The 15,192-nt window shown below is 61.4% G+C and carries 15 protein-coding genes and 1 tRNA gene; 3 read left to right on the top strand and 13 right to left on the bottom strand.

All coding sequences use genetic code 11. The features are described from left to right. Positions 1-45 precede the first annotated feature (45 nt). From DNK50_RS19325 to DNK50_RS19335, 3 genes are all read right to left on the bottom strand, one after another. Complete coding sequence (locus DNK50_RS19325) at positions 46-315, bottom strand: hypothetical protein (RefSeq protein WP_112195851.1); 270 nt, start codon at positions 313-315, stop codon at positions 46-48. A gap of 123 nt (positions 316-438) precedes the next feature. Then, positions 439-1,188, bottom strand: coding sequence for a hypothetical protein (locus tag DNK50_RS19330; RefSeq protein ID WP_099586972.1), 750 nt, complete (start codon positions 1,186-1,188; stop codon positions 439-441). A gap of 477 nt (positions 1,189-1,665) precedes the next feature. Further along, positions 1,666-1,756 (bottom strand) — tRNA-Ser (locus tag DNK50_RS19335). Positions 1,757-1,908: 152 nt separating this feature from the next. Here DNK50_RS19335 and DNK50_RS19340 point away from each other — a divergent pair. Then, positions 1,909-2,580, top strand: coding sequence for a Bax inhibitor-1/YccA family protein (locus DNK50_RS19340; RefSeq protein WP_078048997.1), 672 nt, complete (start codon positions 1,909-1,911; stop codon positions 2,578-2,580). Positions 2,581-2,642: 62 nt separating this feature from the next. Here DNK50_RS19340 and murB read toward each other — a convergent pair whose 3' ends face one another. Genes murB through DNK50_RS19380 form a run of 8 tightly spaced genes read right to left on the bottom strand, consistent with a single transcriptional unit; the run spans position 2,643 to position 9,473 of the window. Beyond that, complete coding sequence (gene murB, locus DNK50_RS19345; protein ID WP_112195853.1) at positions 2,643-3,662, bottom strand: UDP-N-acetylmuramate dehydrogenase; 1,020 nt, start codon at positions 3,660-3,662, stop codon at positions 2,643-2,645. Continuing rightward, on the bottom strand, positions 3,659-4,123 hold the full coding sequence (locus DNK50_RS19350) for a low molecular weight protein-tyrosine-phosphatase (protein ID WP_099586974.1): 465 nt from the start codon (positions 4,121-4,123) through the stop codon (positions 3,659-3,661). The genes murB and DNK50_RS19350 overlap by 4 nt, the downstream gene beginning before the upstream one ends. Beyond that, on the bottom strand, positions 4,123-4,887 hold the full coding sequence (kdsB, locus tag DNK50_RS19355) for a 3-deoxy-manno-octulosonate cytidylyltransferase (RefSeq protein WP_099586975.1): 765 nt from the start codon (positions 4,885-4,887) through the stop codon (positions 4,123-4,125). Before kdsB ends, DNK50_RS19350 begins: the two co-directional genes overlap by 1 nt. Continuing rightward, positions 4,884-5,069, bottom strand: coding sequence for a Trm112 family protein (locus DNK50_RS19360; protein ID WP_003174668.1), 186 nt, complete (start codon positions 5,067-5,069; stop codon positions 4,884-4,886). The genes kdsB and DNK50_RS19360 overlap by 4 nt, the downstream gene beginning before the upstream one ends. Before the next feature lie 24 nt (positions 5,070-5,093). After that, entirely contained in the window at positions 5,094-6,104 is a 1,011-nt protein-coding gene (lpxK, locus tag DNK50_RS19365) for a tetraacyldisaccharide 4'-kinase (RefSeq protein WP_099586976.1), read from the bottom strand. Then, entirely contained in the window at positions 6,104-6,532 is a 429-nt protein-coding gene (locus DNK50_RS19370; RefSeq protein ID WP_099586977.1) for a biopolymer transporter ExbD, read from the bottom strand. Before DNK50_RS19370 ends, lpxK begins: the two co-directional genes overlap by 1 nt. Further along, the gene (locus DNK50_RS19375) at positions 6,529-7,164 is read right to left on the bottom strand and encodes a MotA/TolQ/ExbB proton channel family protein (RefSeq protein WP_099586978.1); all 636 of its coding nucleotides are present in this window, start codon (positions 7,162-7,164) and stop codon (positions 6,529-6,531) included. Before DNK50_RS19375 ends, DNK50_RS19370 begins: the two co-directional genes overlap by 4 nt. A 44-nt stretch (positions 7,165-7,208) precedes the next feature. Continuing rightward, entirely contained in the window at positions 7,209-9,473 is a 2,265-nt protein-coding gene (locus DNK50_RS19380) for a DNA internalization-related competence protein ComEC/Rec2 (protein ID WP_256595306.1), read from the bottom strand. A gap of 135 nt (positions 9,474-9,608) precedes the next feature. Between DNK50_RS19380 and DNK50_RS19385 the strand changes: the two genes are divergently transcribed. Beyond that, the gene (locus DNK50_RS19385; RefSeq protein ID WP_112195857.1) at positions 9,609-10,130 is read left to right on the top strand and encodes a DUF2062 domain-containing protein; all 522 of its coding nucleotides are present in this window, start codon (positions 9,609-9,611) and stop codon (positions 10,128-10,130) included. Here the strand turns inward: DNK50_RS19385 and DNK50_RS19390 are convergent. Together DNK50_RS19390 and DNK50_RS19395 are read right to left on the bottom strand one after the other, a co-directional pair. After that, complete coding sequence (locus DNK50_RS19390; RefSeq protein ID WP_112195859.1) at positions 10,127-11,500, bottom strand: sensor histidine kinase; 1,374 nt, start codon at positions 11,498-11,500, stop codon at positions 10,127-10,129. The genes DNK50_RS19385 and DNK50_RS19390 overlap by 4 nt on opposite strands. Then, the gene (locus DNK50_RS19395) at positions 11,484-12,212 is read right to left on the bottom strand and encodes a response regulator transcription factor (RefSeq protein ID WP_099586982.1); all 729 of its coding nucleotides are present in this window, start codon (positions 12,210-12,212) and stop codon (positions 11,484-11,486) included. Before DNK50_RS19395 ends, DNK50_RS19390 begins: the two co-directional genes overlap by 17 nt. A 205-nt stretch (positions 12,213-12,417) precedes the next feature. Here DNK50_RS19395 and DNK50_RS19400 point away from each other — a divergent pair, with 205 nt between their 5' ends. Beyond that, positions 12,418-15,171 (top strand): response regulator, encoded by a 2,754-nt coding sequence (locus DNK50_RS19400; RefSeq protein WP_112195861.1) that lies wholly within the window; start codon positions 12,418-12,420, stop codon positions 15,169-15,171. The last annotated feature ends 21 nt before the right edge of the window (positions 15,172-15,192 follow it).

Below are 15,192 nucleotides of genomic sequence, written 5' to 3' on the forward strand. Positions count from 1 at the left end.
AACAGTTAGTTGCTCACTCAGTTGTCTCGCGCAACAGAAATAGATCTAACCGGCAGGCCTATCCAGTGTCTGCATCAGATCGTCCGCCTCGGAGCCCACCGCAAACCTGAAGCCGTGCATCTGGTCGGCCGCCAGTATTGCCCTGAGGGCCTCGACAAACTGCGCCTCGGTGGGTGAATCACGCAGCAATTTGTGCGCCGGTAATAACAACTCGGCAGGAACCCCCTCGACACTTGCGGCGTCGATAACGGCAAAGAGGATAAAGCGCAGGCGTATCTCGCGGTCCGTCGGCCACACCGTTTTTCGCTTACCCAAGGTAGGGCCTCACTTTTTCGGAAAAGTCCGAGGCTATTGCCGACGTCGGGGCGTTTCAAGCATGGGGGCGCAACATAGGCCACTTCCTACATTGAAAAGAGAAAAGCCGTACGCGCCATCCGTTCACTGCACCGGCAGGAAATTCATCAGCAACAAACTTTGCGCATAGTTGAGCCCGATACGCCGATACCGCTCATCCAGCATCTGGGTCAGCAGGTCAAGCCGCGCCACAATCTTGCCGAACTCCACGGCAAAACTGAGGTTGCTGCCCTCCTCCGAGATCTCATTGGAAAACAGCAGCAACACGCCATTCGCATCCTGACGCTTGCTCAGCAGCCAAGTAGCCTTCTCGATATTGCGCGCGGCATTGCTGACGAACTGCGGGTTGATCGAATCGGTCATGTAGAACTCAGTGCGCCCGCCGTGGGCGGTCACCAACATACTGCCGATCGCGTATATAAAGGCGCCCACCCGGTCGCCCTGAAACTCCGGACTCAAGGAGTAACTCAACGCGGCCAGGTCTCGACGCTCACCCAGGGCAGGCAGCGGTCGACGCTGCTCGATTGCCTGGCGAATTTCCCGCTCGGCACTCACCGCATCCGGATAACCCGATTGCCGCCACTGGCTGGGGTTACGCAGGTATAGCTTGCTCATCAGCAGATACAGGCTTTGCAGATTGTCGCGCATGCCCAGGGTGGCCATGCGATCGACACTGGTCTGAAAGAACTCATCGGGCTTGCCATTGGTGAACTGCTTGGCAATGTCCTGCCCCTGTTGCTGGGTGCAACCTGTCGCGCCGAATATGAAGATCGCAGCCAACAGCAGCAGCCGGCGTATGCGACGAATGTTTGAAAGAGGAAACGTGCGATCCATCGGCACCCGATCTTGTTCTTCTGCCCTCGCGGGGAATCGGCGGGGCTGGGACAAAGATAGAGCAGAGAAATCAAAAAAAGTGCGACAGGCATCGGCAAATTGTCATGAGACCCGCATGCCAGCGCGTTTCGTGACGAATTCGTTTCAGGGTCTATACTTTCTGGAGCAGTTGCGTGTGTTGTTGGCGAGCCAGGGTGGCATTTCAACCTTCGAGCGGCCTGGCGTGTGTATGCACATCGCCTACGGCACTACCACCGGCAACTGCAAACGAGGTGACGGCGATGAAACATCCAATTCGAGCACAAATGTTTGCCCAAGTGATCTGCCTGCTTTCGGTGGCTCAGCTTTTTTGCTGATTGAGATGAGAAACGGCCTTGAAGATTGGCTGCGGGAGTGGCACGGCGAAGTATTGCCCATCGGACTGCCAAACCGCAGAAACACAAAAGCCCCGCAATCGCGGGGCTTTTGTTTGAATCTTGGCGGGAAACCAGGGATTCGAACCCTGGGAACGCTATTAACGTTCGCCGGTTTTCAAGACCGGTGCATTCAACCACTCTGCCAATTTCCCTTGTGCATCACAGGATTATAGTAGGCCATCCTGTCTCAGCGGGCGCCATAATACCCGAATGAAACACACTGTCAAACTCTCGCCATCGCTTGTTACAGAGCGTCTGTTATGATCTTTGCGACTGAACGTTTCAAAACCGAAGGAGTGTCGCCATGCGCGAACAGAATTACGCAGTGAATGGTAACGCGCAGGCTGAGCAGCTTGAAGTCAGCCGCGTGTTGCGCAACACCTATGGCCTGCTCGCCCTTACCCTCGCATTCAGCGGCGTGATGGCGTTCGTGGCGCAGCAGATGCGCGTCGGCTATCCGAATATCTTTGTTGTACTGATCGGCTTCTATGGCCTGTTTTTCCTGACCAACAAGCTGCGTGACTCGGCCTGGGGCCTGGTGTCGGCGTTTGCCTTGACCGGGTTCATGGGCTTTATCCTCGGCCCGATCCTCAACCGTTACCTCGGCATGGCCGGTGGTGCGGAAGTGGTCAGCTCGGCGTTTGCCATGACGGCCCTGGTGTTTGGTGGCCTGTCGGCCTACGTGCTGATCACCCGCAAGGACATGAGCTTCCTGGGTGGCTTCATCACCGCAGGTTTCTTTGTGTTGCTGGCGGCAGTGGTTGCAGGCATGTTCTTCCAGATCAGCGGGCTGCAACTGGCGATCAGCGCGGGGTTTGTGCTGTTCTCCTCGGTATGCATCCTGTTCCAGACCAGCGCCATCATTCACGGCGGTGAGCGCAACTACATCATGGCTACCGTCAGCCTGTATGTGTCGATCTACAACCTGTTTGTCAGCCTGTTGCAGATCTTCGGCATCATGAGCCGCGATGACTGATTGTTAGCGGCATAAAAAATGCCCCGCATCGAAAGATGCGGGGCATTTTTGTTTTCAGGGCATCAGTACTGGTTGGGTTCCATTTCCAGCTGGACCTTGAAACGCTCGGCGATATCCGTTTGGATACGCTGGGCCAGCTTCGCGATGTCGTGCCCTGTGGCGCTGCCATAGTTGACCAGCACCAGCGCCTGCAGTTTGTGCACGCCCGCATCCCCTTCACGGAAGCCCTTCCAGCCGGCCTTGTCGATCAGCCAACCGGCGGCAAGCTTCATGTGCCCATCCGCCTGGGGGTAGGCCACCAGGTCCGGATACAGCGCTTGTAGCTCTTCGGCCAAGGCCTTGGTCACCAGCGGGTTCTTGAAGAAGCTGCCGGCATTGCCCAGGACTGCCGGGTCCGGCAGTTTTTCGCTGCGGATGCTGCAAATTGCGCGGCTGACGTCGCTAGGCGTCGCGTCGGTGATGCCCTGCCCGGCCAAGCGCTGTTGCACCGGGCCGTAATCGAGCTTGAGGTGACTGGCGCGGCTCAGGGCAAAGCGGACCCGCAGGATCAACCAGCGACCGGTTTCGTGCTTGAACAGGCTGTCACGGTAGGCAAAGTTGCATTCTTGCAGGCTGAAGTCCCGCAGTTCGCCGGTGCGGCGATCCAGCGCTGTGAGGCCGGCGAATACATCCTTGATCTCCACGCCGTAGGCGCCAATGTTCTGCATCGGGGCAGCGCCGACGGTGCCCGGGATCAGGCTGAGGTTTTCCAGGCCGCAAAAACCCTGTGCCAATGTCCAGAGCACAAACGGGTGCCAGGCCTCGCCCGCTTCGGCTTCGACCACTACGTGCACGCCGTCATCGTGCAGCACGCGAATGCCCTGAGTGGCCATGCGCAGTACCAACGCAGCGATATCCTGGGTTAGCAGCAGATTGCTACCACCGCCAATCACCAGCAACGGCAACGCTTGCGCCGAAGCATAAGCCAGAGCCTCTCGCACATCGGCATCGCTTCGGGCTTCGGCATACAGCTGGGCGCGCACGTCGATGCCAAAGCTGTTGAATGGCTTGAGGGAAACCTGCGCCAGCACGTCCAAGGTCATAACCGCCCCTTCAATTCGATCACCAATAAATCACAGGCCCGTTCGATCAGGTCCAGCACCCGCTCGAAGCCTTGCTCGCCTTCGTAATACGGGTCTGGCACGTCGTCCACTTGCGAGTCGTAGCGGCGCAGGAACAAATCCAGTTCGGCCTTACCCTGCCCCGACTGCAGCGCCTTGAGGTTGCGCAGGTTGCTGCCATCCATCGCGAGGATCAGGTCGTAACGCGCAAAGTCGGCGCGGGAGACCTGCTGGGCGCGCTGAGCCGACAAATCGTAACCGCGCACCATCGCCGCACGTTGGCTGCGCTGGTCCGGCGGGTTGCCGACGTGCCAGTCGCCAGTGCCGGCAGATGCCACCTCGACCTGCCCGGCCAGCCCGGCCTCGCGCAATTTATGGCGCAGAACACCTTCAGCGGTGGGCGAGCGACAGATATTGCCCAGGCAGACAAACAGAACCTCCATCAGGCCCCCAGCAGGCGACGGACGCGCTCAAGGTCTTCCTGGGTATCGACACCGGCAGGCGGCGCTTCAAGGGCATCGCCCACATGGATACGCACGCCGTGCCACAGGGCCCGCAGTTGCTCCAGGGATTCGGTATTTTCCAGCCAGCACGGCCCCCAACTGACGAAGTCGTGCAGGAAACCGGCGCGGTAGGCATAGATGCCGATATGGCGGCGGTACGGCACGCCCTCCGGCAACACATCGGGATTGCTGGCGAAGGCGTCACGCGCCCAGGGCAAGGTCGAACGGCTGAAGGTCAGTGCCAGGCCATTCACATCGCTGACGACCTTCACCACGTTCGGATTGAACAAAGTGTCGATGTCCTCAATCGGCTCGGCCAGGGTGGCCATCCGCGCCTCACCATGGGCAGCCAGGTTGGCGGCCACCTGGTCGATCACACTCGGCGGGATCAAAGGCTCGTCGCCTTGCACATTGACCACGATGGCGTCAGGCGCCAGGCCAAGCTGCGTGGCCACTTCGGCCAGGCGGTCGGTGCCGGAATTATGGTCTTCGCGGGTCAGAACCGCTTCGGCACCGAACCCTTTGCAGGCTTCGATAATGCGCGGGTCGTCGGTGGCCACGACCACCCGATCGGCGCTGCTTTTGCAGGCCTGTTCCCAGACCAGTTGGATCATCGGCTTGTTGCCGATCAGTTGCAGCGGCTTGCCTGGCAGGCGGGTCGATGCGTAACGCGAGGGAATAACGACGGTAAAGGCGGTGGTCATTTATCCAGGCGCTCATCGGTGGTCAGGGTGCGGGCTTCGCTTTCCAGCATCACCGGGATGCCATCACGGATCGGGTACGCCAGGCCGGCGCCTTTGCTGATCAGCTCGGTTTTATCGGCGCTGAGCTTGAGCGGGCCTTTGCAGATCGGGCAAGCGAGGATGTCGAGCAGTTTGGTGTCCATGAGTGTTTCCTGGAAAGAAGCGTTTTAAGGCAAGAGACGGGCGGGCAACAAGCGCATCAGCTGCGTGTCGAACCAGACGACGAACGCCGGCGACGGCACGGCATCCACTGCAAGGTACCACCAGTCGGGCTGGGCAAAGGCGCGGCACTTCACCGCGTCCTTCTCGGTCATGACCAGCGGCAATGACGGTGTAAAATTCAAGACCTCGGCGCTGTAGGGCGCGTGGTCGGCAAACGCATGGGGAATCGGCTGCCAGTGTAGCGTTTCAAGGGTGTTGAAGAAACGTTGCGGGTTACCGATACCGGCGACCGCGTGCACCGACTGACCTGCTTGAAAGTACTCCACCGACTGGCGCTCGCCGGTATGCAGGTTGACCAGTGCCGTAGGCTGCAGACGGAAGGCAAAGCCGTCGTCGCGATCTGATTCAGCCCCGTTGTAGAGCAGTGCATCAACACTCTGCAGGCGCTCGACCGGCTCACGCAGCGGCCCGGCAGGCAGGCAACGGCGGTTACCGAGGCCGCGGGCGGCGTCGATCAACACCAGCTCCAGGTCACGGGCCAGGCGATAGTGTTGCAGGCCATCGTCGGAAAGGATCAGGTCGAGAGTCTCGCTGGCCAACAGTGCCTTTACCGCACGGCTGCGGTCAGGGTCGATTACCAAGGGCACGCCGCAGCGCTGCACGATCAGCAAAGGTTCGTCACCCGCCACCGCGGCGCTGTGGCTGGCCTCGACGCGCCAGGGCAGTTGAGGAGGCTTGGCGCCGTAACCCCGACTGACCACGCCGACACGCAAGCCACTGCGCCGACAATGTTCGATCAACCACAGGATCAACGGCGTTTTGCCGGTGCCGCCCACGGTGATGTTCCCGACCACCACCACGGGTACGGGCGACTGATAGATCTCTCCCTCGCCCGCCACAAACCGAGCGCGTTTGCGCTGCACCACACGGCGATACAAAGACTCCAGCGGCCGCAATAACGCGAGCGCCGGATGGCCCTCGTACCAGGCCTTGAGCAGACGATCGGACATGGCCATCAGGGTTGACTCGCCGCCTCGACGGTGCTCATGCGCAGATGGCTGAACCCGAGCTTGCCGGCCGCGTCCATCGCGGTGATCACGGCCTGGTGTTGGGTTTTACCATCGGCACTGATGGACAGCGGCAACTGGGTATCGCCGCCGGATTCTTTCTCCAGGGCGACCATCAGGCTGGCGAGATCGTTTTTCTCCAGCAACTGGTTATTCACCGAAAACACCCCGTCGGCGCTGATGGCGATGTCCAGTTGCTTGACTTGCTGGTCCTCGGCCGGCGACCCACTCACCGCTTCCGGCAAGTCGACACGCAGCTCGGTTTGCCGGGTGAAGGTGGTGGTGACGACAAAGAACAGCAGCAGGATAAACACCACGTCGATCAGCGACGCGAGGTTGATATCGACATTTTCCCGTTGCTTGCGGCGAAATTTCACGCTTTGCCCCCAACCAGGTCCACATCACGATCGCCTTGCACCACTTCCACCAGCTTGATGGCTTCCTGCTCCATACCGACCACCAGCTCATCGATACGCCGCTGCAGGAAACGGTGGAAGAACACCGCAGGAATACCCACCATCAGGCCCGCTGCCGTAGTGATCAACGCCTTGGAAATACCCCCGGCGAGCACGGCCGCATTGGTGGTCATGCCCGAGCCCATGAACGAGCTGAAAATGTCGATCATGCCCAGCACCGTTCCCAGCAAACCGAGCAGCGGCGCCATGGCAGCGATGGTGCCAAGGGCATTGATATAGCGCTCCAGCTCATGGATAACCCGCGCGGCGGCCTCTTCGATGCATTCTTTCATGATCTCGCGGCCATGCTTGGAGTTGGCCAGGCCCGCCGCGAGGATTTCACCCAGGGGCGAGTCAGCGCGCAGTGCCTTGAGTTTTTCCTTGTCCAGCTGTTTGTTCTTGATCCAGCCCCAGACCTGCCCCAGTAGATGCTCGGGGGTAACGCGACTGGCACGCAGGGTCCACAGGCGTTCGGCAACGATGCCGAGTGCGGCGATGGAGCTCATGATAATCGGCAACATCATCCAGCCGCCGGATTTGACCAATTCCCACACAGTGAATGTCCCCTCGAAAAAGTGCGCCACTTTACCATATAGGTTCAGCGGCGGGGTTTGTCGGCAATGCTGCCGACGCCGGACCAGGGTAACCGTTCACGCCAGAAACGCCGTTGACTGCGCGCAACAACGGGTGGCATGAAGGCGCCCAGTTGCAGGCGCACGGCACCCTGTTCGGCGCTGTCGTACACCCGGCTGCCCAACGCCTGGTACCGCGCAATGACCTGCGGATGGGGATGACCGAACGCATTGCCGCGCCCTCGGGAAATCAGCACCGATGTGGGCGCCAGGCGCTTTAGAAACGCCCCGGACGACGAACTGCGGCTGCCGTGGTGAGGGGCTTGCAGCCAATCGGTGCGTACGGCCAAGGGTGAGGCGAGAAATGCCCGCTCGGCGGCCCGATCAATATCCCCGGTGAGCAGCAGCCGCTCGCCGTTGGCCTGGACCTGCAGAACGCAGGACTTCGGGTTGCCCTCTGAAGCATCAGGCCACTGCCACAGCTCGAATAACACACCATCCCATTCCCACTGCTCACCGCTGACACACGGCTGGGTGCCGAGAAACGTGGGCAACCCCTCGGTTTCACCGCCTACGACCCGCCTGATGGGCAACCCACGGGCAACAGCCGCCGCCCCACCGGCATGATCGGCGTCAGCATGGCTGAGCAACATCAGATCCAGCGACCCGACGCCGAGCTTTTTCAACGCAGGCAGCACCACGCGAGCCCCCAGGTCAACCGCCCCCGAACGCGGGCCGGCATCGTAGAGCAACGTGTGATGGCGCGTGCGCAGCACCAGGGACTGCCCCTGCCCCACATCCAACTGCACCACCTCCACCCGGCCATGGGGCACCGGCTCGCGCGGTGGAAAGACTGCCAACAGCAGCATGGGCCAGCCCAGCAGCCGAAACGGCACGCCTTTGGGCAGCAATAGCAGCACCGCGCCCATCAGGCTGACCAGCCAATACCCCACCGGCACCTCGGCAGGTACCCACGCGGGCACGTGCCCCGCGAGCCACGCCAGGCCCCGGAACAACCCCTCCAGCGCCCCACCCGCCAGCCACAGCAAGCCCTCCCCCAGATAAGGCAGCGGCAGCATCAGGGTCCCCAGCAACGCCACTGGCAACACCACGAGACTGATCCACGGTACGGCCACCAGATTGGCCAGCGGCGCGCTGACGCTGATGGGCAATCCAAGCACCAACAACACGGGAAACAGACCAATGGCAATCAACCATTGAGGGCGCGTCCAGGCCTGCCAGGCACTCCACGGCCCCAAGCGCCCACCGAATGCCAGGATCAATACGGCAACAGCCGCAAAAGACAGCCAAAACCCCGGTTGCAGGCTGGCCAATGGCTCAAGAATCAGTACGCCATTAAGCGCCAGCAGCAATGGCCACCAGAACCCCAAATGACGGAAGCGTAAACGCCACAGCAGTACCAGGCCTACCATCACACAGGCCCGCTGAACCGGCACACCGAACCCCGCCAACAAGCCGTATGCCAGCGCGGCAGCGAACGCCAGACCACACGCCCACGGCAGCCACGGCCAGGTGCGGGGCCAGAAACCGTAGCGTGCCAATAACGCGACCAACCCGTAGATCAAGCCCGCCAGCAAGCCGATATGCTGGCCGGAAATCACCAGCAGATGCACCGTGCCCGTGTCCTGCAAGACCTGCCAATCCTCGGCTGACAGCCCGGAACCATCTCCCAGTACCAAGGCGGCCAGGCCCGCCTCGCGACCTTGAGCGTCAACGGCGATCAACCGTTGGCGCACCGTGTCGCGCCAGGCATGCCGGGCCGGCGACAGGCGCTCACCGTCCTTAACTGAGCCAGTCGCGCCAATCCGCTGGGCCAGCAGCCAGGCCTCCTGATCAAAACCGTGAAAATTGAGCAGCCCGGAAGGCCGTTTAAGCGTGACAGCCAGGCGCCAACGCTCCCCGCTGCGCACCTCGGGCCCACCGTGCCAGGACACGCGGATACGCTGGGGCAAGCGGGCGTTGCGCGACCGACTGTCGGCCAGTTCAAAACGCACTCCGGTGCCGGTCTGCTGCGGCAGCCCAACGACGCGGCCCTCCAGCCATCGCGTCTGGCCATCGAGCGCCGGTCGCAGACGATCATCCAGCGCCCCCTGCGCGCTGATGCACGCCCAGCTCAAACCCAGCAGGAAAAACGCCAGGGGCGACGTGCGAAATGGCAGCAGCATCAATGCCAGCACCAGCATGGCTATCAGCCACCCAGTCGTCGGCAATGCCGGTAGAAAACGCAGGGCAAGCAACCCCAGCGCGAGTGCGAACATCCCTGTCTTCATGAATCATCCTTTTCAAGTGATCCACTCAGTCTTAGCTGGGTGTCGGGAACGGCCTATGATGTTTTGTCACAAAGTCTGAATTTTCTGTTTATAGAATGCGCGCATACTTGCCCCTCGAACTGACCTGGACCCCTTATGCCACGGCGCTTATTCAAACGGTACATGCCCGACCCCACCAGTATCAGGGAACACAAGTCATTACAGTTTCTTGGCACGCTGCTGCATGACCCGAACCTTTGGCACCTGAATCGGCACTCAGTGGCCCGTGCGATGGCGGTGGGCCTGTTCGCGGCATTTATCCCGATTCCGTTGCAGATGCTGTTGGCCGCAGTGCTGGCAATTACCGTGCGCGGCAATATGCCCATCGCCATCAGCCTGGTTTGGCTGACCAACCCGATTACCATGCCGGTGGTATTTATCTGCACCTACATGACCGGTGCCTGGTTGATGAACGTACCACCGCGCAGCCTGCCCGATGACTTGACCTGGGAATGGATCAGCGGTCAGTTGAGTACGCTGTGGCAACCCTTCTTGCTGGGCTCGGTAGTATTGGGCATGGTGCTCGGCGCATTGGCCTATTGCCTGACCATGGGCTACTGGCGCTGGTGGGTTGCGCATCAATGGAAGAAACGCAAGCAGCGCAGGGCAAACGCCTAACGCGCCAGCAAACGCAGGTGCACACGTAAGCCCTGGCCGGTGTTTTCCGCCCACAGGCTGCCGTCCTGGCGTTGCACGGCATTGCGCGCGATGCTCAGGCCCAGGCCGAAGCCACCATCGCCGGGCCGTGAGCCGTCCAGGCGTGTAAACGGCGCGAAGATCCGCTCCAGATCCCCCTCGTCAATCCCCCCGCCCTGATCCTCCAGCCACAGGTGCCAGTACTCGCCATCGCGCTGCCCGTCCAGGCACACAACTCCATCCACCGGCGAATGACGTATGGCGTTGCGCAGGATATTTTCCAGGGCCTGGGCCAGGGCGTTCAGGTTGCCGCGCACCCAACAGTCAGCCGCCAGCAGGCAAGGCAATCGCGATACGGGCCAATCGCTTTCAAAGCATGCATTCTCCCGCAGCATGTCCCACAGTGCCTGCACCTGAAGATCTTCCTTGGGCAGCGGCGCCCGCTCCGTGTCCAGCCAGGCCAATTGCAGGCTGTCTTCCACCAGGCGCTGCATGGCATCGATCTCTCGGCCTAACCGCTCACGCAACTGCGCTAGGTCTTGCTCACTGTCACAGGCCACGCGCAAGCGGCTCAACGGTGTACGCAGTTCATGGGACATGTCCCGCAGCAGTTGCTGCTGCAACACCACCGTGCCCTGCAACCGCTCGGACATATGATCAAACGCGCGCCCCAACTCGCCCAGTTCATCCTGACGACTGGTGGCGTCGTGGGACATCCGCGTATTCAACTGATCAGCTCGCCAGGCATTGGCCTGCTCGCGCAGTTGATTGAGGGGCATGATCAACAGCCGATACAGGCCAACGCACAGCAACAAGGTAAACAAACCGGGGATCACCCCGTTGGTCACCACCCGCCAGAACACTTGATAGCGCCCCGGCATAAAACGCTGCGGCAGTTCGATGACCAGCGAACCGGCGCCCGGATCAACCGCAAACGGGATCTTGAGCCACGGCAAGCCCTTGACGTGGCGACTCACCGGCCAATCCAGGCCGCGCAGGAAGGTCAGGCGCTGGCTCTCTGTATCGGTCAGCGGGTAGCTGCTCAACGACTGCAAGTCATTGCCGATCACACCGATCCAGGTACGTTCCTGTTTGCCCATGGCCTGCAGCCATGCATCAACACCCGCATGACCGCCTCGGTTCCAGGCCTGCTCGGCGCTGACCGCATAACCACTCAACGTAACCCTCGCCTCGTCGGACAGGTACGCGTTCTTTTGCTCCATGTAGCGGCCCCAGGACCAACTGAGCCAGATCATCAGCAGGCAGAAGGCAATCAACAGGCAGGCGAGCTTCCAGAATAACGAATGCTTGCCCGGCAGCCGTTTCAGCGCACCGTCAAAGCCCATCGTCATGACCACTCAACACATAGCCCTTGCCCCACACAGTGCGCACTTCGCGCTCGTTGTAGCCGATGGCCTTGAGCTTGCGACGGATCTGGCTGATGTGCATGTCGAGGCTGCGGTCATGGGGCGCATAGCCACGTTGCAGTACATGCTGGTAGAGGAACGCTTTGCTGAGGACTTCTTCGGTATTGCGGTGCAGGGTTTCCAGCAGACGGTATTCGCTGCGGGTCAGGCCAGCCGAGTGTTCCAGATGAAACACATCGCACAGCTCGTCGTCGAACCGCAGCGTGCGGGCGTCCCCACGCTCCGGCGCAAGTGTCGCCAGCGGGCGCCGATCCAGGGCCACCCTGCGCAGGATGGCTTCGATCCGCACGCGCAACTCCACCATGCTGAAGGGTTTAGGCAAATAGTCATCGGCCCCCAGGCGAAAACCGCTGACGCGATCGGCCTCGGCGCCCAATGCCGACATCAGGATCACCGGGATCGAATGGCTCTGGCGCAGATGGGTCAGAATCGACAAGCCGTCCAGCCCCGGCAGCAGGATATCCATCAACACCACGTCGAACGCCTGTTCGCGGGCCATCTCCAACCCTTGCTGGCCGTTCTGGCACCACGTGACCTGGAAGCCACAGCGCCCCAGATGCTCGTGGACATAGGCGCCCAGCACGGGGTCATCTTCAATGGTCAGGATACTGGGTAGGCCAACTGCTGCGGGATTCATTAGCGTCTGCAAGTCATTCTCAATCACTGATTATTCAAGATAACCCCGGCGCAGGCAATCGCCACACGACGCCAAACAGGCCGAAGATTGCGCCCTGTCATTAATTTGCAAGATTCCGGGCCGCGCAAATGGCTACACTGCGCAGGTGGCGCGGGCCGGACGCCGGCGCGGAAGATTGATATCAGTGTGGTAGCAGGAGAGTGGCGTGCTTAGAAGAATGGGGATAAAAGGCCGCGTACTGTTGCTGAGCTTATTACCGACCAGCCTGATGGCCTTGTTGTTGGGCGGCTACTTTACCTGGATGCAGCTCTCGGAATTGCAGGCCCAATTGCTGCAACGCGGCGAAATGATCACCGAGCAACTGGCCCCGCTGGTGGCTCCTGCGTTAAGCAGCAAGAACACCGACCTGCTGGAACGCATTGCCACTCAGTCCCTGGAGCAACTGGACGTGCGCACCGTGGCGTTCCTCGCACCGGACCGCACGCCCCTCGCCCACGCCGGCCCGACCATGCTCAACCAGCCGCCGGTCGGCAACAGTTCGCACCTGCTGCAACGCACCGAGAACGACGCCACGCGCTACCTGCTGCCGGTGTTTGGCCGCCATCGCAACCTGGCGGGCGACCTGATCCCCGATGAAGCCGACCGCCTGCTGGGGTGGGTCGAGGTAGAACTGTCCCACAACGGTATGTTGCTGCGCGGCTATCGCAGCCTGTTCGCCAGCCTGCTGTTGATTGCCATCGGCCTGATCTGCACCGCAGCCCTGGCGCTGCGCATCAGCCGTACGATCAACGGGCCGATTGGTCTGATCAAGCAAGCCGTGGCCCAACTCAAGGACGGCAACCTGGAAACCCGCTTGCCGCCTTTGGGCAGCCAGGAACTCGACCAGCTCGCCTCAGGCGTCAACCGCATGGCCGAAACCCTGCAAAACGCCCAGGAAGAATTGCAGCACAGCATCGACCAAGCCACCGAAGACGTGCGCCAGAACCTGGAAACCATCGAAATCCAAAACATCGAGCTGGACCTGGCGCGCAAAGAGGCGCTGGAGGCCAGCCGTATCAAGTCCGAGTTCCTGGCCAATATGAGCCATGAAATCCGCACGCCGCTCAACGGCATCCTCGGCTTTACCCACCTGCTGCAAAAAAGCGAGCTCACGCCGCGCCAGTTGGACTACCTGGGCACTATCGAAAAATCCGCCGACAACCTGCTGGGCATCATCAATGAGATCCTCGACTTCTCGAAGATCGAGGCCGGCAAACTGGTACTCGACAGCATCCCGTTCAATCTGCGGGACTTGCTGCAAGACACCCTGACCATCCTCGCTCCCGCCGCCCATGCCAAGCAGTTGGAACTGGTCAGCCTGGTCTACCGCGACACGCCGCTGGCGCTGGTGGGCGACCCGCTGCGGCTCAAGCAGATCCTCACCAACCTGATCAGCAACGCGATCAAGTTCACCCGCGAGGGCACTATCGTGGCCCGAGCGATGATTGAAGAAGAACTGGAAGACAGCGTGCAACTGCGCATCAGCGTGCAGGACACCGGCATTGGCCTGTCCAGCCAGGACGTGCGCGCGCTGTTCCAAGCGTTCAGCCAGGCCGATAACTCGCTGTCACGCCAGCCGGGCGGCACCGGGCTGGGCCTGGTGATTTCCAAGCGCCTGATCGAGCAGATGGGCGGTGAAATCGGTGTAGACAGCACGCCGGGTGAAGGCTCGGAGTTCTGGATCAGCCTGAACCTTCCCAAAACCCGCGGCGACATTGAAGACCTGCCCTGCGCGCCACTGCTGGGCCACCGCGTGGCGGTACTGGAAAACCACGAACTGGCGCGCCAGGCCCTGCAACATCAACTGGAAGACTGCGGCCTGGAAGTCACGCCGTTCAATAGCCTGGAAAGCCTGACCAACGGCATCACCAGCGCCCATCAGACCGAGCAGGCCATTGACTTGGCGGTGCTCGGCGTAACCGCCAACGACATTCCGCCCGAGCGTCTCAACCAGCACCTTTGGGATCTCGAACGCCTGGGCTGCAAAGTGCTGGTGCTGTGCCCTACCACCGAACAGATGCTGTTCAACCAGTCCGTGCCCAACCCCAACAGCCAGTTGCAGGCCAAGCCGGCGTGCACCCGCAAACTGCGCCGCGCCCTGTCCGACCTGATCAGCCCGCGCCCGTCGCGCAGCGAGCCGGGCGAGCCGCTGTCCAGCCGTGCGCCCCGTGTGCTGTGTGTCGACGACAACCCGGCGAACCTGCTGTTGGTGCAAACCTTGCTGGAAGACATGGGCGCCCAGGTGCGTGCGGTAGAAAGCGGTTACGCCGCAGTCGACGCCGTAAAACAGGACACCTTCGATCTTGTGCTGATGGACGTGCAAATGCCCGGCATGGATGGACGCCAGAGTACCGAGGCGATACGCCAATGGGAAAGCGAGGGCCATGGGACGCCCTTGCCGGTGGTCGCCCTCACCGCCCACGCCATGGCCAACGAAAAACGCGCCTTGCTGCAAAGCGGCATGGACGATTACCTGACCAAACCCATCAGCGAACGGCAATTGGCCCAGGTGGTGTTGAAATGGACCGGCCTCGCCTTGCGTAATCAAGTGCCGGAGCGCGTCACCGAAGGGCTGGGCCCAGGCGTGCAGCTGCCGGTGCTCGACCATGAGGAAGGCCTGCGCCTGGCTGCGGGTAAAACCGATCTGGCCGCCGACATGCTCGCCATGCTGCTGGCCTCGCTGGAGGCAGACCGTCAGGCCATTCACGTTGCCCGCGATGCCAAGGACAATCTGGCGCTGATCGAGCGCGTCCACCGCCTGCACGGCGCCACCCGCTACTGTGGCGTGCCGCAACTGCGCGCTGCCTGTCAACGTGCCGAAACCCTGCTCAAGCAGGACGACGCCAAGGCCATGACGGCCCTGGACGAACTGGACATGGCCATCGCCCGGCTGGCCAGTGAAGCGCGGGTCAGCGTCTGACCCTATTTCAAGGCGCTGATC

This window comes from Pseudomonas sp. LG1E9 (assembly GCF_003290225.1).
Taxonomy (GTDB): domain Bacteria; phylum Pseudomonadota; class Gammaproteobacteria; order Pseudomonadales; family Pseudomonadaceae; genus Aquipseudomonas; species Aquipseudomonas cyclaminis.

What these genes read in the sequence shown, in the direction of transcription:
- murB (WP_112195853.1), bottom strand. Translation starts at nt 3,662, where the DNA reads ATGACCTTGGACGTGCTGGCGCAGGTTTCCCTCAAGCCATTCAACAGC.
- lpxK (WP_099586976.1), bottom strand. Translation starts at nt 6,104, where the DNA reads ATGGCCATGTCCGATCGTCTGCTCAAGGCCTGGTACGAGGGCCATCCG.
- DNK50_RS19360 (WP_003174668.1), bottom strand. Translation starts at nt 5,069, where the DNA reads ATGGACACCAAACTGCTCGACATCCTCGCTTGCCCGATCTGCAAAGGC.
- kdsB (WP_099586975.1), bottom strand. Translation starts at nt 4,887, where the DNA reads ATGACCACCGCCTTTACCGTCGTTATTCCCTCGCGTTACGCATCGACC.
- DNK50_RS19330 (WP_099586972.1), bottom strand. Translation starts at nt 1,188, where the DNA reads ATGGATCGCACGTTTCCTCTTTCAAACATTCGTCGCATACGCCGGCTG.
- DNK50_RS19350 (WP_099586974.1), bottom strand. Translation starts at nt 4,123, where the DNA reads ATGGAGGTTCTGTTTGTCTGCCTGGGCAATATCTGTCGCTCGCCCACC.
- DNK50_RS19395 (WP_099586982.1), bottom strand. Translation starts at nt 12,212, where the DNA reads ATGAATCCCGCAGCAGTTGGCCTACCCAGTATCCTGACCATTGAAGAT.
- DNK50_RS19385 (WP_112195857.1), top strand. Translation starts at nt 9,609, where the DNA reads ATGCCACGGCGCTTATTCAAACGGTACATGCCCGACCCCACCAGTATC.
- DNK50_RS19380 (WP_256595306.1), bottom strand. Translation starts at nt 9,473, where the DNA reads ATGAAGACAGGGATGTTCGCACTCGCGCTGGGGTTGCTTGCCCTGCGT.
- DNK50_RS19390 (WP_112195859.1), bottom strand. Translation starts at nt 11,500, where the DNA reads ATGACGATGGGCTTTGACGGTGCGCTGAAACGGCTGCCGGGCAAGCAT.
- DNK50_RS19340 (WP_078048997.1), top strand. Translation starts at nt 1,909, where the DNA reads ATGCGCGAACAGAATTACGCAGTGAATGGTAACGCGCAGGCTGAGCAG.